Genomic DNA, 19,676 nt, shown 5'->3' with positions numbered 1-19,676 from the left:
GCGAAGTCCCCGCCATATCGGTTGCAGTTCAGTGATTTACAACCGGGCGTTGAAGCCGGCGTCGACAGGCAGCGTCACGCCGGTGATGTACTTCGCCTCGTCGGAGGCGAGGAAGGCCACGGTATGGCTGACGTCCCTGGGGTCGAGTGCGGGCACCGGCATCGGGTTGGTCATCCGGTCGGCGATCTCCGGATGGGTCGCCACCCACGCGACGAACGAGTCATTCATGATCATCGGAGTCATCACGCCGGTCGGATGGATCGTATTCACCCGAATGTTGTGCGGGGCAAGGAGGTTGGCATAGGTGCGCATAAGCCCGACAACGGCGTGCTTGGACGCCACGTAGCCATCCGGGCCACCGTTTCCGTCGGACATGCCCTTGAGTCCGGCAGCCGAGCTGGTGATGATGATCGAACCGCCGCGCCCGCCGTCGATCAAGGGCTGCCTGGCCACCTTGATGGTGTTGCGCACCCCCCCGAGCAGGACGGCGACCGCGAGTTCCCACGACGCGTCGTCGTTCTCGTGGTTCTCATCCATGTCGCCGAAGTGCATGATTCCCGCGTTGGCCACCACGATGTCGATGCGCCCACCGAGTTCGGCGACACCTTCGTTGAAGGCAGTGCGCAGAGCGGTGATGTCCCGCACGTCGGCAACTTTGGTGACGGCGCGTGTCCCGGCCTCGTCCACGAGCTTCGCGGTGTGCTCGAGATCGTCGATCGAGGCCAGTGGATACGGCACCGTGGGAAGGTCGGCGCAGATATCGACGGCGATGATGTCAGCGCCCTCTTCGGCCAGTCGCACCGCATGAGCTCGGCCCTGGCCCCGACCCGCGCCGGTGATGAATGCAACGCGGCCGTCCAACTTGCCCATGGTTTTGTCCCTCACTTCGTTGTAATGAGCTCTGCGTGAGCTGCGCCGCCGATCGCCGTAGTTCAGGCCGCCTTGGTCACGCTATGTGGGTTTCGACACACTTGTCAACTACTGGCAAGTGCTACGACTCTGAATCAAACGGTTCGGGCACCGAAGTTCGATCTGGCGTGATTAAGTGCCAATGCGGTATATTATTGAGCTACACCCCAAGGATGGAGACGAGAGATGGCCCTGATACAGGACACCGTCGGTCCACTGCCCTACAAGCTGGTCGACTTCGATCAGCACTCCTACGAGGCCAAGGACTGCTTCACCAGATTCATGCCCAAGGAGAAGCTCGACACCGCGGTGCATCTGATCGATACCCCGACCGGCGGCAAGGCGCTTCTCGCCAACGAGCGCATTGTTACGGCGTTCGAGACCGACCCGGACAAGGCCTACGTTCCGGGCTCGCTGGTCGAGATGCTCAAGCAGCGAGCGTCGGGTAACGCCGCCGACGCCGAACGGTTCTTCGAGCCGGTCCAGATCGAGTACCTCGACAGAGACGCGCGGATCAAACAGCTCGCTGAGCAACAGATCGAGCGGTCCATCATGTATCCGGGCGGCTGGGCGCTGCTGGCGGAGCCCTTCCTCGACGGCATCGATCCGCTGTATGACAACTTCGAGTCGTTCAACAAGTGGATCGACGAGGACTGGGGATTCAACTACAAAGACACCATCTATGCGCCGGCGCTGAACTCGCTGCGCGACCTCGACCGCGCGGTCGCCGAGCTCGATCGGGTCCTCGATGCCGGAGCGCGTTTCATCTACCTGTGCACCGGACCGGCGTACGGCCGTAGTCCCGGTGACCCGTACTTCGACCCCTTCTGGGCTCGCATCAACGAAGCGAAAGCGGTGATTTGCTATCACATTTCGGAGAATCATTATCAGGAGCACGTCGCTTCGCAGTGGGGCTGGAAGATGGGGCCGCCGTTCCAGTTCTCCGCCTGGCAGTGGCAGAACACCTACGGTGAGCGGCCGATCACCGACACCCTGTCAGCGCTGATCTTCGACAACCTCTTCGGGCGGTTCCCCGACATTCGGGTTCTGGTCAGCGAGCACGGTGCAGCGTGGATTCCTCACTTCATCAGCCACATGGACAAGAGTCGCGGCATGGCGCGGCTGGGCCCGTGGCTCGGAGGGCCACTCACCGAACGGCCCAGCGAGATCTTCAAGCGACACGTCAACGTCGTGCCCTACCCCGAGGACGACACGGTCAAGCTCGTCGAGGCGCTCGGCGGAACCGAGGCCCTTGTCATGGGGTCCGACTGGCCGCACGCCGAGGGGCTGCGCGAGCCGGCCGAGATGTATCTAAAGGTCGAGGGTCTCGACGAGACGCGTCGCCGGGAATTCTTGCGCGACAACGGGCTGGCCTTGCTGAAATAGCCAGGAGCCTGACATGGACGTCCACCCGGTATCGGCTCCGGGGCGGCCCCGCGATCCGTCGACGGAAAACCGTGTTTACGCCGCGGCCAAGCAGGAACTGGCCGCGCGCGGGTTCGAGGGGTTCAGCATGCGCGGCGTCGCGCGCCGTTCGGGAGTCGCCCGCCCGAGCCTGCTGCTGCGGTGGCCGAATCGGGATGCGTTGATTCTCGACACGCTGGAGCGGCTCATCGAGTGGCCGCGGCCGCGACCGGAGGCCGGCGTGCGAGCCGAGCTCGACGCCATCGTCGCGCACCTGGGTAGGGTCATGGCACCGGAGATGCTGTCTATTCAGCTGCGCCTGATCGCGGACGCTCCGCGGCACCCGGAGCTCTACGCCGCATTCCAGGACAAGGTGATCGCCAAGGCGGGTAAGCGGCTCGTGGGTCTGTTGGAAAGCGCCGTACGGGAGCGGCTTTTACCGCCCGATGCGGACGTCCGATGGGCGGCAGATGCGCTGATCGGCGTCATGTACATGCGGACTATCCGGGCCCCGGGCCGGCAACCGCCGTCGCCGGCCGCCCAGCGGGAAATCATCGACGCGCTGTGGGAGGGATTGACGGCGGTACGCGGCTGAAGCCCGCCACTGAGGCGATGGACCGGAGGGGCGCGCTGCTCAGAGCCGCCCTGCCTACCCATCGATCAAGAGCCGGGTGTTTAAAGTAGAGCGATGCCGGTGAAGGTAAAGGGCGATGGCGAGCCCGTCGGACGCGCTGCGGACGTCATCGCACGCCAGCTGCGCCGGAGAATCATCCGCGGCGAGCTCACCGAGGGGGACGTGCTGCCTAGTGAAGCAGATTTGCTCAACCAGTTCGGCGTTTCAAGGCCCACGCTACGCGAGGCGATCAGGGTGCTCGAATCCGAGTCGCTCGTCGTCGTCAAACGAGGCTCGCGCGGCGGCATCGAGGTAAGCGTGCCGCGCGTGCAGAAGGCCGCTCACTACGCCGGACTGCTGCTGGAGTACCGCCAGGCGACGACCGCGGACGTGTTCACCGCAGCCGCGGCCATCGAGGGACCCTGTGTTGCGATGCTCGCGCGCAATCGGAGCGCCGACGACTTGAAACGCCTGCGCGAAGCGGTGACCGCCGAGCGCGACGTGAACGTGGACCCCGGGCACCTGCTCGAACTGCAGAACGAGTTCCACCGGTTGGTCATCGACATGGCGGGAAATCAGACGCTCGCGGTCCTCAGCGATGTGATCCGCCACATCATCGAGCTCGCGACGCAGAGCTACGTCGATGACAACGGCGGTTCGAGTCCTTCGTCGGCCGCCAGTGCGGCGGCGGCCACCCGCACTCACACGAAGGTCGTCGAACTCATCGCGGATAAGGACGCGGCCGGGGCGGAAGCGCTGTGGCGCAAGCATATTCTTGCGACCAGCGCCCGGTTGCGCAGCTCCGGGGTCGCGGGTTCAGTCGTCGACCTGCTCGAATGAGCCCCCATCAGACCGGCAGGTGCTCGAGAAAACTGATCATGCCGACGCCCTTGAGACTCCATATTCATGAATTCTCATCGCCATAACAGCCGCTTCCAGATGGTGAAGCTCGGGTTTCCCGAGGTTCACACTTGTTGCGGCATAACGGCGTCGGGTTCCGGCGGCGTGGCGCCCATTTCGATATGAAGTTTCATGAGGAACTCGCCGTGGGCGACCTGGTCCTCGAACACGTGGCTGCTCCCGAGGTCTCCGAATTTATCGATCTCTGTGAAGTGGTCGCGCACATCGTCGACTGTGAGATCGAGGTGACACAGACCGCGTGACTCGACGTAGTCGAACCTCGCTACTCGGCTGCCCATCGCCTCGTAAAACCGGCCGTTCGCCGTGCAGTCGGGGTGAACCAGCCACGCCGCCGCGGCACTGACCAGCTCCGGGCGATAATAGTTCTCCCAGAACTTCTCCAGGTTGGGGCTGTCCTTCAGCATATGGGCGGTCATCCGGGTATGCGCACCGACGGCGAGCACGTTGGCGCGGATGTTGGCCGAAGCGCCCTCGTGGGCGGCCACGCGGGCCAAACCCATCATTCCGGTCTTGGCCGCACCGTAATGCGCGAGTGTCGGCGACCCGTCCAGGCCGGCTCCGGAAGAGATGTAGAGAACCGACCCGCCGCCCTGCGCGACGAAGTGCGGCCACGCTGCGCGAGTCAGGAACAGCGACGCGTCTAGCGAGACGCTGCGGATATGGTCCCAGGTGCCGTCGTGAATTTGCGCCAGCGGGGTGAACGTGAACACCCCCGCGTTGTGCAGCACCGCGTCCACCCGACCGAATTCGGAGACCGCCGCCGCAACCAGCGCATCGCATCCGCGAGACGTCGACACATCGTCGAAATTCGCGATCGCGTTGCCGCCCCTGGTTTGGATCTCGGCGACGACGTCGTCCGCCGGGCCAGTATCGCTGCCGCTGCCGTGCATGCCGCTTCCCACGTCGTTCACCACGACAGTGGCTCCGCGTTCGGCCAATAGCAGCGCATGCGCTCTGCCCATACCTCGTCCGGCGCCCGTCACGATCACGACCTGGCCATCGAAACGCACTTCCGTCATGGCTCCCTCAGCTCTCGATGACCTCGGCCGACTTCGAGGTTTCATTTCTTGCGATGCTTGCCCGCCGCAGAACGGGCACCAGAACTTTGAAGCCATGCAATGTGTCACTGTATTCGCGTACTGAGACGACTTGCCCGGAGGCGGGATCGACCCGCACGACGAAGGAGTACGCGTTCCGGTAATACTCGTTGGCGTCGATGTGGCCCTCGCTCTCCGCCAGGAGCACGGCCCGGTTGCCCTCCACGATCGCATCGATCAAGGTGAAGCGAATCGGAACGATCGAGAGCAATTGCGCGATAAAGGTTTTCATCTCAGGCATGGGGCGCGACTCGCGGCTGGACACTTCCCAGAACGTTCCGTCATCGGACAGCAGACTCAGGCCTTCGTCAATTTTGCCCTCGCTGAACAGATGCCATGGTTCCCATGCAACCCCAATGAGCTCGTCTCGGCGCGCGTTTGATTCAGTCACCAGTTAATGTGCCTTCCTCTTCGGGGAGTCGCGAATTGTGTCGGGCGCCGAACAGGATCCAGCGCAAGCCCTGCAAGTGGGTATCTCCAGGGTCGAGATGTCCTGTTACCGAACGGACCTCTGATAAGGAGCGATAGCGCGCGGGCGACTTTCCGTGGGGCAGGAACGTGGGATTGACAGGCCGCCCTTTCGACGCCGTCTCTGCACCGTCGATGAGCATCTGCCCCATGTTGTAGACGGTGATGACGTGGTAGGCGGTCAAGGCTGTCGAGTGGTCGAGCTCCTCGAGGAGTATGCCTATGGTTGCGTCGGCGAGTCCGATCGCCGCTGGCAGAGGGTGATGACCGTTGACGAAGGCGGCAACTCCGGGGTGGCGGGCGAAGATGGCGCGGGTCCGCGCGACAAGGTCGATCACCCTGTCTTGCCAGCTACCCTCGAGGGGAACCTCGATCTGAGCTATGACAGCGTCACTGACCAATTCGTACAGCTCCTGCATGCTGCCCGCGTGGTAATAGACGGTCGGCGCTCCGACCGACAGCTCGGCGCACAACCGCCGCACGGTAAGCGCCGAGAGCCCTTCTTCGTGAGTGATCCGCAACGCCGCCATGACAACGGCGTCCCTGCTGAGGGGGGCTCGGGCGTGCCTGGCTCGCGCAGCTGTCACGATCGGCTTCTCCAGATGATCAGTACAGTTTGCCAATCCATATATCAGCGCTATAGTAACAACGCTATACGGGCGGCGCCATAGCCGTACGAAAATTGGGAAGGGTTGTGCTGCAGGATGTTTACTCGCGACGAAGTCGAGGCTGCGTTCAAGACGTACTACATGACCGGGCCGGTATTCGAGGATTGGGCGTCCTGGGCGGCGTTGTTCACCGATGACGCCGTCTACCGCGAACACTTTTGGGGCTGGTTCCGGGGACCGGCAGAGATCAAGGTGTGGGTCGAGGGTGCGATGGCGGCCGTGCCGCAGATCTACACGCCGCTGAAGTGGTACAACATCGACGGGGACCGGGTCGTCTACGAGGTTGAGAATTGGGCGGACAACCCTGAGCCCGGGGGTGCCCCGATCGGCTTTCCCTCGGTGCAAGTGATTCAGTACGCCGGTGATGGGAAGTGGCGTTCGGAAGAGGACTGGTGGATCCTGCCCGAGGCGCGCAAGGCGGCCGAACGGTACGCCGCTGCCGCGGCCGCGCATGACCCTGACCACGCGAGCAAGATGACCAGGCAGGACTGGGGGCCATGGGTGGACTGGGCCAGGCCGCCGGCTGGCTCGCATCCCGCGCCTTCGTGGTTTGGTCGCGATGACGTTCTGCCGGTATTGCGTCCGCGGGACCTGACCGTGGGAGTGCGCAACCAATGAGCGTGAATGGCAAACGTCGGGCCGACACCGTCGTGTGGATCTCCGGTGCCACGAAGGGCGTCGGAGCCGGCCTGGCCAGCACAGTCCCGTATCCGGACGCACGCGTCATCAACATGTCTCGCGGAACCGCTGGACAGCTTGAGAACATTCCGCTCGATCTGTCCGTGCCAGATGACTGGGAACGTGCCGCGGAGAGCATGGCGAAGGAACTCAGGCAGTTCGATGGCAGCCGGGTCGTCTTTGTTCACAACGCATTCATGGAAGGACCCTACGGGTACGCCGGCGAGGTCGATAAGGGGCGCGTGCGCGAACATCTGATCGCCAATCACGCTGCGGCGCTGTGGCTGGGCAATGCCTTCCTCGAGGCGGTGTCTCCGGGACTCGAATCGACCTTGGCGATGGTGTCGTCACTGTCGGCCAAGATCCCGATGGAAGGTGCGTCGTTCTACAGCGCGTCCAAGGCGGGCATCGAGATGTGGGTACGCACAGTTGCACTCGAGCGCAAGCGTCGAGGAGTCGGTCCGCGGGTGATTGGCTTCCGGCTTGGCCTGGTCGAATCGCCCGGCGTGCACCACATCGCCGAGGTCGACCCCCGAGACTGCCCCGCGGCCGGTGCAACCAGGGACAGCATCAGCCGCGGCGAGCCCATGCCGGCAGAGCAGGCCGGGCGTCAAATGTGGGGACACATCACGGAGCCTTCCGAAGCCGGCCCTATCTTCGAGATTGGAACTCTCCCAGCCACAATCAAGAATTACTGAATGGGAGTACAGCGACACCTGCGACACCCGATCTCGTATTCAGACTATGCGCGCGCCATCGTGGCCTGAATGGCGGTGACGCACAGTTCGTCTGCGCGTTCGTCCACGAGTGAGCCCTTGAAGGCCCGGCCGATCTGAGTATGAGCGGTCGCCACGACGACCGCGTCGCGGCCACCCGTCAGAATCCCAGCCCCTTGCCAACGATGTCGAGCATGATCTCGTTGGTGCCGCCGTAGATCCGCTGAACGCGAGAGTCGCGCCACAGGCGCGCGATCTCGTACTCGTTGATGTAGCCATAGCCGCCGTGCAGCTGCAGGCACCGGTCGATGATCTTCCACTGTGTCTCGGTCGCGAACCACTTCGCTCCGGCTGCTTCGTCGGCGCTGAGATCCCCACTGTTGACCGCCATGATGCATTTGTCGATATAGGTCTGCATGACGTCCAACTCGGTCCGCATCTGGGCGATCGCGTGCCGGTTCACCTGGAAGGTGCCGATCGGCTGACCGAAGGCCTTGCGATCGCGCGCGTACTGAACGGAGAGATCCAGGGCCCGTCGAGCCGCCGCCGCCGCGTGGATTGCGATACCGAGGCGTTCGGCGGGCAGGTTCCGCATCAGATGGTAGAAGCCTCTGCCCTCTTCGCCGAGCAGATTCTCGGCGGGCACCCGAACGTCGGTGAAGATGAGTTCGGCTGTGTCGGCGGACTTTTGACCGATCTTGTCGAGCTTGCGGCCGCGTTCGAATCCGGGCATTCCGCTCTCCACGATGATGAGACTCAAACCCTTGTGCGGCTTGTCGGCGTCGGGATTGGTGCGACAGGCGACGACGACGAGGTCGGCAAGCAGCCCGTTGGAGATGAACGTCTTCGCGCCGTTGACGATGAAGTCGCTGCCGTCGCGGCGCGCCGAAGTCTTGATGTTGGCGAGGTCAGAGCCGGCGCCGGGTTCCGACATCGCGATCGCGGTGATCAGCTCACCCGTGACGTAACCGGGCAGCCAGCGCTTCTTTTGCTCGTCGGTGGTCAGCTCGGTGAAATAGCCGGCGAGGATGTCGTTCTGCACACCCAATCCCAGCCCGACGCTTCCGGTGAGCCAGAACTCCTCGTTGACGATCGCGTTGTAGCGGAAGTCCTTGATGCCCATGCCGCCGTACTCCTCGGGCACCTCCCAGCCGAGCAGCCCAAGCTTGCCGGCTTCCAGCCACGGCTCTCGATCGGTGTAGCCGCGCTGCTCCCACTCCTCGACGTGGGGCACGCAGCTGGTTTCGAAGAACGCCCTGGCGGTCGCTCGAAATTCGTCGTGTTCGGGTTCGAAGATGTCTCTGCGCACGATTCCTCCGGTTCCAGATGACTAGCTGACTACGTTGTTGGTCGGACTAGAAGACGCCGCTGCTCAGTGCGGTGACGACTTCCCATACGCCGTCGGGTGATTCGAGCACCAGTTCGCCGAGACGGTGTTGCCATTGCCGCTGCACCCCGAACTCCGCGCGCCACGCCAGTGCCCGAGAGGTGAAGTGGCGCAGCCGGTGGTCGAGGGTGAACCCGATCGCGCCGTGTACCTGATGCGCGTTGCGCGCCACCAACGTGGCGGCGCGGGCGGCTTCGATCTTCGCGACGGACACCGCGAACACGCCGGGTGGGGTATCGAAGCCGTGGGCGGTCACGGCTTCGACGGCAAACTCCGAGGCCGCCTTCGCCAGCGCGATCGAACTCGCGGCGCTGGCGATGAGTGCCTGCACCGCCTGGAATTTCGCGATGGGCCGGCCGAACTGTTCACGCTGCTGGGCGTGCTCACATGTCAATGCGAGCGCACGTGAAAGCGCCCCGCATGTCTGCACCGACCGCGCCAGCGCGCCGCGCAGGCGGAACTCTTGTGCCGGCGACCCCGCCACCTCGATGCACCACTCGGGCTCAAGCTGAATATCGATGTGCACCCGACCGCCCGGCTGGCCGGCGATGTCGAGGACCGGGTCGATCCGAGCCGCTGCCAGTGGGACCTTGGCGATAAACCCGTCGCCGGCGACGACGAGCGCCTCTGCGGCACCGGCCCAGGGCACATCGTCGAGCACGGCGGTGAGCCGGCGCTCGCGCAGCTGCTGATCGGTCACCGCAGCCGTCATGACGCCAAAATCTGCGGGCAGGTCAGCGATACCCACTAGCCACGATGCCAACAGGTCGTGCTCGGCCAGCGGGACCGGGGCCGCGTGGTACCCGCACGCCTCGAGCACCACCGCTAGTTCCCGCAGACTCGCGCCGGCGCCCCCGCGCGCTTCCGGCGTGGTCAACAGAGTCAGGCCGGCGCCGGTCAGCGTGCTCCAGAGTTCAGGGCTGTACTCGAGATCCACGCGCTGCACGTCGAGCAGGGGCTCGGTGCTCGACGCGAGAATGTCATCGGCCAGTTTGCGAACCGCGAGCAGGTCGGCGTCGTCGGTCGCCGTCGTCATCGCAGCCCCAAACCGCGTGCGACGACGCCGCTGAGGATCTCGTTGGTTCCTCCCCGAAGCGTGAAGCCGGGAGCATGCAGGATGCCCTCGGCCAGCAGCCGGGCCACGTCGTCGTCCGCGTGCACGCCCGGGCGCACGACTGCCGCAGCGCTGGCCGTGTCCACCACCGCGCCCTCGTAGCGCGTGCCGAGATCCTTGATGACCGCGGCGGCGATCCCAACCGGCTCGCCGCGGCTCAACGCGGCGGCCACCGAAGCGGACATCTGCCGCAGGGTCGCAAGCTGGGACACCAGATCACCGAGATCGGAAGCCGCCCAGGGATACTCCCGATGCATGTCGCTCTTGAAAGTGCGGGCAAGCGCCTCGAGCAGCGGTTGGGTGGAAAGGATGCGCTCGGGCCCGCTGCGTTCGAATCCCAACTCGGAGGTGACCTGCGCCCAGCCGTCCCCGATATCGCCGAGCACCATCTCATCGGGCACGAAAACCTTCGACAATGCCACCTCGTTGAAGTGATGCGCCCCAGTGAGCAGCCTGATCGGCCGGATGTCGAGGCCGGGGGAGTCCAGAGGGACCACGAACTGACTGAGCCCCTCATGACGCTTCGCGACGTCGAGTTCGGACGTGCGGGCCAGCACGACGAACGCGTGAGCGTGGTGTGCGCCCGAAGTCCACACCTTGGTGCCGGTCAGCTCCCACCCGCCATCGACGCGAACGCCGCGCGTCTTCACACTGGCCAGGTCGGACCCGGACTCCGGCTCGCTCATGCCGATCGCGAAATAACACTCGCCGCGGGCGATGGCCGGCAGGTAGCGCTGCCGCTGCTGCTCATTCCCGTACTTCAGGAGCGATGGTCCCGCTTGGCGGTCGGCGACCCAGTGCGCGGCCACCGGGGCGCCGGCGGCGAGGAGTTCCTCAATCACGACGAATCGTTCGACGTGGCCGAATCCGCCTCCCCCGTATTCGCGGGGAAACGTCATGCCCAGCCATCCCCTGGCGCCGAGTCGGCGGCTGAACCCGGGATCCCACGAGGCGATCCACGAGTCGACCCGCGGCGTCCAGCCGTGTTGGGCACGGTCGTCGTGGATGTACTGCCGCACCTCGGTGCGCAGGCCCTCCGTTTCGGGTGGCAGCGCGCGGAAAGGCGGCACCAAGGCACTCGTCATCCGGTACATCCCAACCAGTCGTTAAGCGGCAGCTAAACCGTTTACTTATTCAGAAGGTAACTCACCCGGTGCTGGGCGCCCAAGGTGGTGTACAAAGTATCTAATAAATTCAACTGATTTGGCAAAGAGAGGGATTTGCGATGCGAGATGCGGTCATCGCCGCCGCGGTGCGGACACCGATAGGCAAGCGCAACGGCGGTCTGGCGGGCCTGCATGCCGTCGAAGTCTCGGCCACCGTACTCAACGAACTCATCGCGCGCGCGGGGCTGGATCCCGCGCTCGTCGAGGATGTGCACTGGGGGAACGTCATCAGCATCGGCCAGCAGTCCGGAAACATCGGTCGCATGGCGGTGCTCGCCGCCGGATGGCCGGAATCGGTGCCGGGCTTCACGGTGGACCGGCAGTGCGGCTCGTCTCAGCAGGCCATCTCGACGGCGGCGGCGGCTGTGGTGTCCGGGCAGGCCGACATCGTCGTCGCCGGAGGCGTGGAGATGATGTCCAACGTGCCGATGGGCGCCGCCACCGTCCCCGGTACCGGCGACATGGGCGGGCCCGCGGTCGAACGGTACGCGTCCGAGCTGACGGCGCCGGGCTTCAACGGAAGGTTCAACCAGGGGGCGGGCGCCGAACTCATCGCCGAACAGTACGGGCTGTCCCGTACCCAGCTCGACGAGTACTCGGTCGAATCGCATGAGCGTGCGGCGGCGGCGCAGGACGACGGGCTCTTCGTCGACGAGATCGTTGCCGTGCGCACAGCGGCCGGCGACGTCATCGCTGACGAGGGAATCCGGCGCGGGTCGACGGTGGAGAAGCTGGCCACGCTGAAAGCGCCGTTCCTCGACGGCGGAAAGATCACGGCGGGCAACGCATCACAGATCTCCGACGGGGCCGCCGCCGTGCTCATCACCACGTCGGAACGGGCCGCCGAACTCGGCATGACGCCACTCGCGCGCGTGCACACCGCGGTCTGCACCGGCGACGACCCGGTGAAGATGCTGACCGGACCCATACCGGCGACGCAGCTGGCCCTGAAGCGCTCCGGCTTGGATCTCGGCGACATCGCCTTCTTCGAGGTGAATGAGGCGTTCGCCCCGGTTCCGCTGGCGTGGCAGGCGGACACCGGGGTGTCCCGCGACAAGCTCAACCCTGTCGGTGGCGCGATCGCGTTGGGCCACCCGCTGGGCTGCTCGGGCGCGCGGCTGGCCACCACCTTGATCCACCACATGCGTCGCACGGGTGGCCGCTACGGCCTGCAGACCATGTGCGAGGGCGGCGGAACGGCGAACGCCACGATCTACGAATTGCTCGAGTGATCTTCGTCGGTCACCGCTCCCGCCCGCAGCTCGCCGCGCTGTGCCGTATGTTCGGCATGACCCGCGTGTTTGGCCGTGGCGGTCGCGCGCGTAGCTTGCGGCTTGCTCACTGCCTCGGCAAACCAGGTCGGCGTGATCTACACCCGGTCCCGCGTGAATCCCGCGGCTAGCCCCTCCGTAGGTGACGCATCGGTCATGGAGCGCCCTATAACGGCAAAAATGTTAACTAATTTAGTGCCCGGTGGACGAGTGGAGTTCTGTCGACAGGACTCCGGTCTGGAGGAGGCTCGTGTTGGACGAACTGCAATGGTCGGTGCGCGACGGCGTGGGCACCATTCGGCTCAACCGGCCCGAAGCGCGCAACGCATTCACTTTCGAGATGATCCGCGAGTGGGCTGAACTGCTACGGGCTGCCAAGCACGACGACGAGGTGCGGGTGCTGGTCCTCACCGGCACGGGGGACAAGGCCTTTTGTTCGGGCGTCGATCTCTCCTCCATCTCAAACGCCAATCCCAACCTGACGCCCCTGCAGCGCAAGAGCCAACTCCACGACGAGATCCATCAGATTGCTCACACACTCGCGGATCTGGACAAGCCGGTGATCGCATCGATCAACGGCGTCGCGGTAGGCGCAGGTCTCGACATGGCTCTGATGTGCGATATGCGCATCATGTCGATGTCGGCGAGAGTGTCCGAGGGCTACGTCAGGGTCGGATTGACCCCCGGCGACGGCGGCGCCTACTATCTTCCGCGCATCGTGGGTACGTCCAAGGCCCTTGAGTTGCTCTTGACGGGGAACTTCATCGACGCCCACGAGGCGCTTCGCATCGGACTCGTCAACCGTTTGGCCACTCCGGAAACCCTGGAAGAGGAGACGGTGAAGTTCGCGCAGTCGATCGCCCAGCACGCCCCGGTGACCGTCCGCATGATCAAACGCGCCACCTACCAGTCCGCCGACGTCGACCGGCGCACGGCACTGGATCTCATCTCGTCGCACTTCGCGGTGGTCGCTGCGACCGAGGACGCGGCGGAGGCGTTGGCGGCCATGCAAGAAAAGCGCCCACCGAAGTACGTGGGCAGATGAGGAGCACCCGGTGAGCGGCGATACCGCCCACGTAGGCGAGTAGAACTAAGGTCTGGCCCAAGCGGCGCCATTGCGCTCGACGCACCCGCAGATCAAAGTCACAGGTCACCTGGTGGACTTTCCGTATCCGGCGCGGAAACTGGCATCTCCACGCGGCAGCCGCATTGGCCAGAACGCGCGCGATATGGTCATCAGATTACAATCAATCAAATGATTCCGATAGATGGACTCATTCCTATCGGGTAGGCGGTGCTGGTGTCTGTGGCGACGAGGAACGGTGTGACGCGATGAAGAAGTCCACGATCGTCAAAATTCCGAAGGCCAGTGAACTGGTGGCAGCAACCCTTCGGCGCCAGATCGTCACCGGTGAGCTGAAGCCGGGCGAACTACTCCCGAACGAAGCCATCCTGATGCAGCAATTTGGTGTCTCCCGGCCAACGCTGCGTGAGGCTTTCCGGATCCTGGAGTCCGAGGCGATCATCACGGTCCTGCGGGGGGCACGCGGTGGCGGACGCGTGCTGGAGCCTGACGGGGCGGTCGCCGCACGTTACATGGGAATCCTCCTGCAGTACCAGGGCGCCCCGCTGACCGACGTGTACCAGGCGCGCACCGAGATCGAGGTGTCCGCGGTGGGGATGTTGGGTGGCTCCAAGCGCAGGTCCGCCATTCGCACGCTCGGGGAATTGGCGGCCGAGGCCGAGGAACTTGTCGATGACGACGACGCTTTCGCAGCGCACGATCTCAAGATCCACTCCGCCATCGTCGAGGCGACCGGTAACATGACGCTGGCGGAGCTGAGCAAGATGCTGTTCCACATCATCGACGCGCACAACGCGTTGTTCATCGCATCGCACCCGCGCGGATCCAGCAGCACCGTGAACAAACAGGCCCAGCGCGCATACGCCCGTCTGGTCAAACTGCTCTCAGACGGCGACTTCGAAGCCGCGCAACGCCATTGGCGTCGCTACCTCGAAGCAGCTGAAACTTTCATGGTTGGCGAAGCCGACTCGACTCTTATCGAGGTGCTGTCTTAGCAGATCACGGTCTGGCCAATCGCTCTGCGAGCAGGTGGCGTCTCCTACCGCGCGACGTTGGCGCCGCCCGGATAGCCGCCGCCGCCGTAGGCCGCGTCGAGCGCGTCGTAATCGGTCACCCCGTTCACGGTCGGGATCACCTCCACGAACTCGACGAACTTCGGCTTCTTGTAGGACGCGATGCGCTCGCGACAGTGTTCGATGATGTCGGCGGCGGTGAGCGTCTGCCCCTCCTTGAGGACGACGATCGCCTTGACCGACTGCGTGAACTTCGGATCGGGCACGCCGATGATCGCGGCCTGCTTGACGGCTGGATGTGCGGTCAGGCAGGTCTCCACCTCGGGGGGATAGATGTTTTCGGCTGCCGACTTGATCATGCGGGTCAGCGTGCCGATGAACTCGATGGTGCCGTCGGCCTCGCGACGCCCTTGATCACGAGTGTGCCACCAGCCGTTGTGCATTCGCGCCGCGTTGGTCTGCGGACGGTTCCAATATCCCAGGTGAACGATATCGCCGCGGATCGCGATCTCGCCGGGTGTGCCGTCGGGTACCTCGTTGCCGTGCCCGTCGACGATGCGCACCTGACACAGCGGTGAGGGTCGACCGGCGTTTCCGATACCGGATTTCCCCCACGCGTTAAGCAGGGCGAGCCCGGTAACCTCAGTCTGACCGAACCCGCCGGTGTGCTGCGCCCAAAGGCGGTCGTCTGCCGGCAATGCGTCGCCCCAGATCGGCGCGAATGGGCCGGAGCGCAGCGAACTGATGTCGTATCCGGCCTCCTTGTTCAGTTCCAACATCTTCATGATCGTCGGCGGCATGAGGAAGGCCGACGTGACCTTCTCGACTTCGATGAGCTTGAGCAACTCCGCTTCGTCCACCCGGCGGACATAGACGTTCGTTCCTCCCATGACGAACGTAGGAAGCGAATCGAACTGGAAGTTGCCGATGTGGAATAGCGGGCCGGAGTTCACGAACACGCTCGAGTGGTCGGTTTCGGTAACCCTGCCTGTGAGCATCGCCATCGTCGTCAAATTGCGCTGGGAGAGCATCGATCCGGCTGGGCGGTCGATGATGGCGGCGGTGTAGATGACGAGGAGGGCGTCGTGCGGGTCGGCCTCGGATTCCACTGGATCCGTGGCGAACTCGGCAACACGGCGGTCATAGCCGTCGGCATCGTCGGAGTCGTGTCGGATCCAGACCGCGGACCCGCCGGCGAGGGTGCGCGCTTCGGCGACCTGAGGCGCGATTTCCTCCTCCTGCCACACGATGATCTTCGGGTCGAAGTCGTCGATGACGAAGGCGAGTTCGTGGCCCGACTGCCGCCAGTTGGCCGGGCAGATCATCGCCCCGAGGCGGGCGCATGCGATCATCAACTCGAGAAATCTGGACGAGTTCTGCGCAAGCCACAGCACCCGGTCGCCGCGCCCAACGCCGTGGTGCACGAGCAGTCGCGCGGCCTGATTGACGCGGTTGTCGAATTGCGGCCAGGTGTACCGAACCGGCCCGTCGATCACCGCCAGGCGGTCCGGATACCGTCGCCGGTGTTCACTGCATATGTCGGACAGAGTGAGGTCGGGCATCGCACTCCTGGTTCGCTCGCGTGTCGGCTCAACGCGACGCCGGCCTGAGGCGATGCTCAGATCCGGCAATCGCTTAGACCACATTACACTGTAAGGTGATGCTGATCACTACCGCGTGGTGCCGGTGACGGCCTTGTCAAGCTCCTCGTCGGCCAGGCGAGGTGACGTTAGTATCTGAACCGACGTCACCGGAGGATCGGAGCCTGCGATAGCCGAGAACAGTCGGTCAACCGCCGAAGCGCGTCGGTCCGCGGCTCGCAACAAGCCCCCGGCGCTCACCGAAGAACAGATCGTCGCGGCCGCCCTCGAGATCATTCGCGCCGAGGGGCTGGAAGCCCTGTCGATGCGTCGGCTATCGCGTCAGCTGAAGCGTTCGGCGATGGCCGCCTACTGGTACGTCTCCGACAATCGGGAACTGCTGGATCTCGTGGCCGGCAAGCTCCTGTCGCGCGTGGAGATACCCGATCCGGATTCCGGCCCATGGGATGAGCGACTTCGTGCGGTCATCGACGGGATCGACGCGCAGCTGCACAGTCATCCGGATATAGCGACCATCCTGTTGGAGCGGATGCGGAGCACAGATCGACGGCTGATGAACGGCATCATGCAGATCCTGATGAGCGCCGGCTTCGAGGGGCCCGAGGTTTTCTTGTCGTACGCGATGATCCACACCTACCTGTTCGGGCGGTATCAGGTCATCGAGTTCGAGGACGACCTCGACCCACCCGACTTGGAGGACACCATCGTCGAGCTCAGACCGCACCTCGCCGGGTTGCACGGCCGGGACTTCTTCAGCTACGGGGTCGACACCATCATCGAGGGACTACGTGCCCGTCTGGCCGCACCGCGCGGCGCCGCCCCCGGGCGCAAACCGAGAGCTGCGCGCCCCAAGAAGTGATTCGGATCAGCTGGTTCCCGGCCGGCGTCACGGGTATGACTGTACGGTGTACGGTCACATGACAAGGCCCGGGTGGAAGGGATGCAAATGAGCGACACCGCATGGGAGTCCGATCTGGGGTCGTGGGTCGGCGCCGACTTCCAGGCGATGCCTCGCACGGAAGGCGGAGTCGCTCTCTGCGGGGCATGCATGCGGACCGGTGAGTGCCGGCTCGGCGTAACGCAGGAGGAACTGCGTACCGACGACGTTCTCACGTCGAACCTCGCGTGCCCACCCGATCACGAAGGTGGGCCGAACGTGGCCCACGGCGGATGGACCGCTTCCGTGATGGACGAGATATTGGGCCACGTCCCAATCGCTCACAACCAGCTGACGGTCACCGCGACACTCACGGTCAACTTCAAGAAGCCGGTGCCCATCGAGCGCCCGCTGCAAGCGCGCGCGTGGATCGACAAGATCGACGGGCAAAAGTGGTTCATTTCGGGCGAATTGGTGCTGTTGCCGAGTGAGGCCGTCCTCGCGACGGCTACAGGCATCTGGATCGCGCGAGACGTCGGCCATTTCGCCCGACACCGCGCCTGGCTCGCCGAGCAGGACGCGTCGGCCGAGGACTTGCGTTGACTGCGCACCGATCAGCTCGGAGTCGAAGGCTGCCGTTGAGGAGGAGCGGGTAGTGCAAATAGGTCTGATGGCGACGGCATGGGACGACCCGCGCGACTGTGTCCGTCTGGCGGTGATGGCAGAGGAGCGTGGCATCGAGTCGATCTGGTTCGGTGAGCACAGTCATCTGCCGGTCGGTGAAGACCACGCATTCGTTCGCCAAATGCCTGAGTTCTACCGCCGGATCCCGGATCCTTACGTCGTGTTGGCCGCGATCGCTGCGCGGACCAGGGTTATCCGGCTCGGTACCGGCATCGCTTTGCCAGGTCAAGGCGATCCACTTCACCTTGCCAAGACCGTCGCCAGCCTTGATGTCTTGTGCGGCGGGCGCTTCGAGTGGGGAGTGGGTTACGGCTGGAACGAGACGGAGCTGCGCGATCACGGGATCGATCCGAGGTATCGGATGAGCCGTTTCGGGGAGGTCCTCGCGGCGGTGCGCGGACTCTGGACACATGATCGTTTTACGTTCGGGGGCAAGCACATTCAGTTCGCCGAGTGCTGGTCATACCCGAAGCCGGTACAGGCGCCGGGCCCGCCGATTCTGCTGGGCTGCCGTGCAACCGCACGTGCCTTCGAGCAGTTGGTCGACCACTGTGACGGTTGGCTGCCCAGCATCGAGCAAGCGCTCGATACAGCCGATGTGTCCATCGCGAAGCTGCGCAGCCGGTTCGCAGAAGCCGGCCGCGATCCGGCCTCGCTTCAGCTGACCTTCATGGACTCTCGCGGCTTCTGGCTTGACGTCGACACGGACACTTACAAGACCAAGCGTCGAGTGAAGCGGGCGACAGTCGAGCGGGTTCGCGACCTCGGGGCCGATCGGTTGATCGTCGGAATGCCGCTGTTCACTGTCGACACCATAGAGCCGATGCTCGACGCCGTTGCCGAACTCATCCCCGCAGCGGCCTGAGGAATTGCGGACCGCAACGAAAGGCATCCCGTGAACAAGAGATTGACGGGCAAGCTTGCCTTGGTGACCGCCGTCTGGCAAGAGGTTGGGCGGCGCCACATTACGGCGTATAGTCGAGAGTTCGACGACAGGGTCCTTCCACCCCCCTTCACCGCCGAATGGCTTACACCATCGAAAAGAGTGATCAGCTTGAGTCAAACGATCGACTCCCCGGTGGATGTCTCCCTCGAGCCGGAGAAGAGCCTGAGGCAGAAGTGATCGCTCGAGTGGGTATCTGGATTCGTTCTACGCCAATAACGTTCATTCTTGGTCGGTGCAGGACATTCCGCTCTAACGTCAATCCATCGATCGGCTTCGGATAGGAGCGCATCATGTCGGTCAGTGACGAGGATCTGGTCAAACGCTTTCCCGGCCAACCGATCACACACGACAACGCGGACCATTATCGCGGTCGCCTGGATCATCGACTTTTGCTGGGCAAGTGCCGCTCCTGCCAGCGCTGGCAGTCCCCACCCAAACCCGTGTGCCCGCAGTGCTGGTCGTTCGACGTCGAGTCGGCACCGGTTTCCGGCGATGGCACCATCTACATGGCGATCTTCCTGCGCCAGGGTCCGCCTGCCCCCGGTGTCGACTACTCGACGCCCTACCCGGTCGTGACCGTAGAACTGGACGAGCAGCCGGGGTTGCGATTCACCGCGACCGTGTTAGGAGCGGAGAACGACGCCATTCGCATCGGCGAGCGGGTGCGGCTGGGTTGGATCGAACGTGCCGGCATGCCGGTTCCGGTCTTCGAATTGAGCGGGGCGGCCTCGTGAGGAACGCCCTGAAGGACAACGTGGCAATTGCCGGTGCAGCGACCACCGGATTCGTCGCGAAGAATTCCGGACGCAGTCAGACCTCGCTGGCCGCGGAGGCCGCGATCGCAGCGATCCGCCAGTGCGGTTTAGGGAAGAACGACATCGACGGGCTATGCGGAAGCTGGCCCGCGGCACGCGAACTGCAATCGGCACTCGGCTTGCCGCGGCTGACGTGGTTCGGAAACCCCTTCATCCCGATGGTGGATCACGTTGCGACGGCGGCGGCCGCCGTCCACGCCGGTTTGTGTGACACGGTGCTGGTGTATCACGCGGCACGATAGGC

At 64.3% G+C, this 19,676-nt stretch carries 21 protein-coding genes; 13 read left to right on the top strand and 8 right to left on the bottom strand.

Translation table 11 applies throughout. From position 1 onward, the window contains the following. Positions 1–36: 36 nt before the first annotated feature. On the bottom strand, positions 37–870 hold the full coding sequence (locus A9X04_RS11655) for a mycofactocin-coupled SDR family oxidoreductase (protein WP_067920503.1): 834 nt from the start codon (positions 868–870) through the stop codon (positions 37–39). 225 nt (positions 871–1,095) lie between these two features. Here A9X04_RS11655 and A9X04_RS11650 point away from each other — a divergent pair, with 225 nt between their 5' ends. From A9X04_RS11650 to A9X04_RS11640, 3 genes are all read left to right on the top strand, one after another. Then, positions 1,096–2,295, top strand: coding sequence for an amidohydrolase family protein (locus tag A9X04_RS11650; RefSeq protein ID WP_067920442.1), 1,200 nt, complete (start codon positions 1,096–1,098; stop codon positions 2,293–2,295). A 13-nt stretch (positions 2,296–2,308) separates the two neighbouring features. Further along, complete coding sequence (locus A9X04_RS11645; RefSeq protein WP_067920440.1) at positions 2,309–2,908, top strand: TetR/AcrR family transcriptional regulator; 600 nt, start codon at positions 2,309–2,311, stop codon at positions 2,906–2,908. A 93-nt stretch (positions 2,909–3,001) separates the two neighbouring features. After that, positions 3,002–3,766: a FadR/GntR family transcriptional regulator gene (locus A9X04_RS11640; RefSeq protein WP_067920439.1), complete on the top strand. Its 765-nt coding sequence runs from the start codon at positions 3,002–3,004 to the stop codon at positions 3,764–3,766. Positions 3,767–3,891: 125 nt separating this feature from the next. On the opposite strand, the gene A9X04_RS11635 is transcribed toward A9X04_RS11640, so the two are convergent. From A9X04_RS11635 to A9X04_RS11625, 3 genes are read right to left on the bottom strand one after another with little or no spacing between them, the layout of a single operon-like run. After that, a complete protein-coding gene (locus A9X04_RS11635) occupies positions 3,892–4,866 on the bottom strand; it encodes an SDR family NAD(P)-dependent oxidoreductase (RefSeq protein ID WP_067920437.1) in 975 nt (324 codons plus the stop codon). A 7-nt stretch (positions 4,867–4,873) separates the two neighbouring features. Beyond that, positions 4,874–5,335, bottom strand: a complete 462-nt coding sequence (locus A9X04_RS30900; RefSeq protein ID WP_067920435.1) for a nuclear transport factor 2 family protein — start codon at positions 5,333–5,335, stop codon at positions 4,874–4,876. Further along, positions 5,328–5,942, bottom strand: coding sequence for a TetR/AcrR family transcriptional regulator (locus tag A9X04_RS11625; RefSeq protein ID WP_067920433.1), 615 nt, complete (start codon positions 5,940–5,942; stop codon positions 5,328–5,330). The genes A9X04_RS30900 and A9X04_RS11625 overlap by 8 nt, the downstream gene beginning before the upstream one ends. Before the next feature lie 174 nt (positions 5,943–6,116). On the opposite strand from A9X04_RS11625, the gene A9X04_RS11620 reads away from it, so the two are divergent. Further along, entirely contained in the window at positions 6,117–6,698 is a 582-nt protein-coding gene (locus A9X04_RS11620) for a nuclear transport factor 2 family protein (RefSeq protein WP_067920431.1), read from the top strand. Next, positions 6,695–7,456, top strand: a complete 762-nt coding sequence (locus A9X04_RS11615) for an SDR family NAD(P)-dependent oxidoreductase (RefSeq protein ID WP_067920429.1) — start codon at positions 6,695–6,697, stop codon at positions 7,454–7,456. The genes A9X04_RS11620 and A9X04_RS11615 overlap by 4 nt, the downstream gene beginning before the upstream one ends. A gap of 178 nt (positions 7,457–7,634) precedes the next feature. On the opposite strand, the gene A9X04_RS11610 is transcribed toward A9X04_RS11615, so the two are convergent. Genes A9X04_RS11610 through A9X04_RS11600 form a run of 3 tightly spaced genes read right to left on the bottom strand, consistent with a single transcriptional unit; the run spans position 7,635 to position 11,060 of the window. Beyond that, entirely contained in the window at positions 7,635–8,783 is a 1,149-nt protein-coding gene (locus tag A9X04_RS11610) for an acyl-CoA dehydrogenase family protein (protein WP_067920427.1), read from the bottom strand. 46 nt (positions 8,784–8,829) lie between these two features. After that, complete coding sequence (locus tag A9X04_RS11605; RefSeq protein WP_067920425.1) at positions 8,830–9,897, bottom strand: acyl-CoA dehydrogenase family protein; 1,068 nt, start codon at positions 9,895–9,897, stop codon at positions 8,830–8,832. After that, complete coding sequence (locus tag A9X04_RS11600; RefSeq protein ID WP_067920500.1) at positions 9,894–11,060, bottom strand: acyl-CoA dehydrogenase family protein; 1,167 nt, start codon at positions 11,058–11,060, stop codon at positions 9,894–9,896. The genes A9X04_RS11605 and A9X04_RS11600 overlap by 4 nt, the downstream gene beginning before the upstream one ends. Positions 11,061–11,200: 140 nt before the next feature. Between A9X04_RS11600 and A9X04_RS11595 the strand changes: the two genes are divergently transcribed. The 3 genes from A9X04_RS11595 (at position 11,201) to A9X04_RS11585 (ending at position 14,491) form a co-directional block, all read left to right on the top strand. Continuing rightward, on the top strand, positions 11,201–12,373 hold the full coding sequence (locus A9X04_RS11595; protein WP_067920423.1) for a thiolase family protein: 1,173 nt from the start codon (positions 11,201–11,203) through the stop codon (positions 12,371–12,373). Positions 12,374–12,665: 292 nt separating this feature from the next. After that, the gene (locus A9X04_RS11590) at positions 12,666–13,457 is read left to right on the top strand and encodes an enoyl-CoA hydratase/isomerase family protein (protein ID WP_067920498.1); all 792 of its coding nucleotides are present in this window, start codon (positions 12,666–12,668) and stop codon (positions 13,455–13,457) included. Between the two features lie 287 nt (positions 13,458–13,744). Then, positions 13,745–14,491 (top strand): FadR/GntR family transcriptional regulator, encoded by a 747-nt coding sequence (locus A9X04_RS11585; protein WP_067920422.1) that lies wholly within the window; start codon positions 13,745–13,747, stop codon positions 14,489–14,491. A 44-nt stretch (positions 14,492–14,535) separates the two neighbouring features. Here the strand turns inward: A9X04_RS11585 and A9X04_RS11580 are convergent, their stop codons facing one another. Beyond that, positions 14,536–16,071: an AMP-binding protein gene (locus tag A9X04_RS11580; protein ID WP_067920419.1), complete on the bottom strand. Its 1,536-nt coding sequence runs from the start codon at positions 16,069–16,071 to the stop codon at positions 14,536–14,538. A 379-nt stretch (positions 16,072–16,450) separates the two neighbouring features. On the opposite strand from A9X04_RS11580, the gene A9X04_RS11570 reads away from it, so the two are divergent. The 5 genes from A9X04_RS11570 (at position 16,451) to A9X04_RS11545 (ending at position 19,674) form a co-directional block, all read left to right on the top strand. Continuing rightward, positions 16,451–16,969: a TetR/AcrR family transcriptional regulator C-terminal domain-containing protein gene (locus A9X04_RS11570; protein ID WP_231984189.1), complete on the top strand. Its 519-nt coding sequence runs from the start codon at positions 16,451–16,453 to the stop codon at positions 16,967–16,969. Positions 16,970–17,056: 87 nt separating this feature from the next. Then, positions 17,057–17,590, top strand: a complete 534-nt coding sequence (locus A9X04_RS11565; protein ID WP_142274852.1) for a PaaI family thioesterase — start codon at positions 17,057–17,059, stop codon at positions 17,588–17,590. Positions 17,591–17,657: 67 nt separating this feature from the next. Further along, complete coding sequence (locus A9X04_RS11560) at positions 17,658–18,536, top strand: TIGR03619 family F420-dependent LLM class oxidoreductase (protein WP_067920413.1); 879 nt, start codon at positions 17,658–17,660, stop codon at positions 18,534–18,536. Positions 18,537–18,907: 371 nt separating this feature from the next. Continuing rightward, positions 18,908–19,351 carry a Zn-ribbon domain-containing OB-fold protein gene (locus tag A9X04_RS11550; protein WP_067920410.1) on the top strand — a complete coding sequence of 148 codons (444 nt, stop codon included), beginning with the start codon at positions 18,908–18,910 and terminating at the stop codon, positions 19,349–19,351. Beyond that, positions 19,348–19,674, top strand: coding sequence for a hypothetical protein (locus tag A9X04_RS11545; RefSeq protein WP_067920407.1), 327 nt, complete (start codon positions 19,348–19,350; stop codon positions 19,672–19,674). Before A9X04_RS11550 ends, A9X04_RS11545 begins: the two co-directional genes overlap by 4 nt. The last annotated feature ends 2 nt before the right edge of the window (positions 19,675–19,676 follow it).

The organism is Mycobacterium sp. E3247 (genome assembly GCF_001667785.1).
Classification (GTDB): domain Bacteria; phylum Actinomycetota; class Actinomycetes; order Mycobacteriales; family Mycobacteriaceae; genus Mycobacterium.
This window is presented reverse-complemented; position numbering and strand designations above follow the sequence as displayed.

Excerpts from the sequence above, each read along its gene's own strand:
- A9X04_RS11655 (WP_067920503.1), bottom strand. The coding sequence starts at position 870 with ATGGGCAAGTTGGACGGCCGCGTTGCATTCATCACCGGCGCGGGTCGG.
- A9X04_RS11650 (WP_067920442.1), top strand. The coding sequence starts at position 1,096 with ATGGCCCTGATACAGGACACCGTCGGTCCACTGCCCTACAAGCTGGTC.
- A9X04_RS11645 (WP_067920440.1), top strand. The coding sequence starts at position 2,309 with ATGGACGTCCACCCGGTATCGGCTCCGGGGCGGCCCCGCGATCCGTCG.
- A9X04_RS11640 (WP_067920439.1), top strand. The coding sequence starts at position 3,002 with ATGCCGGTGAAGGTAAAGGGCGATGGCGAGCCCGTCGGACGCGCTGCG.
- A9X04_RS11635 (WP_067920437.1), bottom strand. The coding sequence starts at position 4,866 with ATGACGGAAGTGCGTTTCGATGGCCAGGTCGTGATCGTGACGGGCGCC.
- A9X04_RS11625 (WP_067920433.1), bottom strand. The coding sequence starts at position 5,942 with ATGGCGGCGTTGCGGATCACTCACGAAGAAGGGCTCTCGGCGCTTACC.
- A9X04_RS11620 (WP_067920431.1), top strand. The coding sequence starts at position 6,117 with ATGTTTACTCGCGACGAAGTCGAGGCTGCGTTCAAGACGTACTACATG.
- A9X04_RS11615 (WP_067920429.1), top strand. The coding sequence starts at position 6,695 with ATGAGCGTGAATGGCAAACGTCGGGCCGACACCGTCGTGTGGATCTCC.
- A9X04_RS11605 (WP_067920425.1), bottom strand. The coding sequence starts at position 9,897 with ATGACGACGGCGACCGACGACGCCGACCTGCTCGCGGTTCGCAAACTG.
- A9X04_RS11600 (WP_067920500.1), bottom strand. The coding sequence starts at position 11,060 with ATGACGAGTGCCTTGGTGCCGCCTTTCCGCGCGCTGCCACCCGAAACG.
- A9X04_RS11595 (WP_067920423.1), top strand. The coding sequence starts at position 11,201 with ATGCGAGATGCGGTCATCGCCGCCGCGGTGCGGACACCGATAGGCAAG.
- A9X04_RS11585 (WP_067920422.1), top strand. The coding sequence starts at position 13,745 with ATGAAGAAGTCCACGATCGTCAAAATTCCGAAGGCCAGTGAACTGGTG.
- A9X04_RS11580 (WP_067920419.1), bottom strand. The coding sequence starts at position 16,071 with ATGCCCGACCTCACTCTGTCCGACATATGCAGTGAACACCGGCGACGG.
- A9X04_RS11570 (WP_231984189.1), top strand. The coding sequence starts at position 16,451 with ATGGCCGCCTACTGGTACGTCTCCGACAATCGGGAACTGCTGGATCTC.
- A9X04_RS11565 (WP_142274852.1), top strand. The coding sequence starts at position 17,057 with ATGAGCGACACCGCATGGGAGTCCGATCTGGGGTCGTGGGTCGGCGCC.
- A9X04_RS11560 (WP_067920413.1), top strand. The coding sequence starts at position 17,658 with ATGGCGACGGCATGGGACGACCCGCGCGACTGTGTCCGTCTGGCGGTG.
- A9X04_RS11550 (WP_067920410.1), top strand. The coding sequence starts at position 18,908 with ATGTCGGTCAGTGACGAGGATCTGGTCAAACGCTTTCCCGGCCAACCG.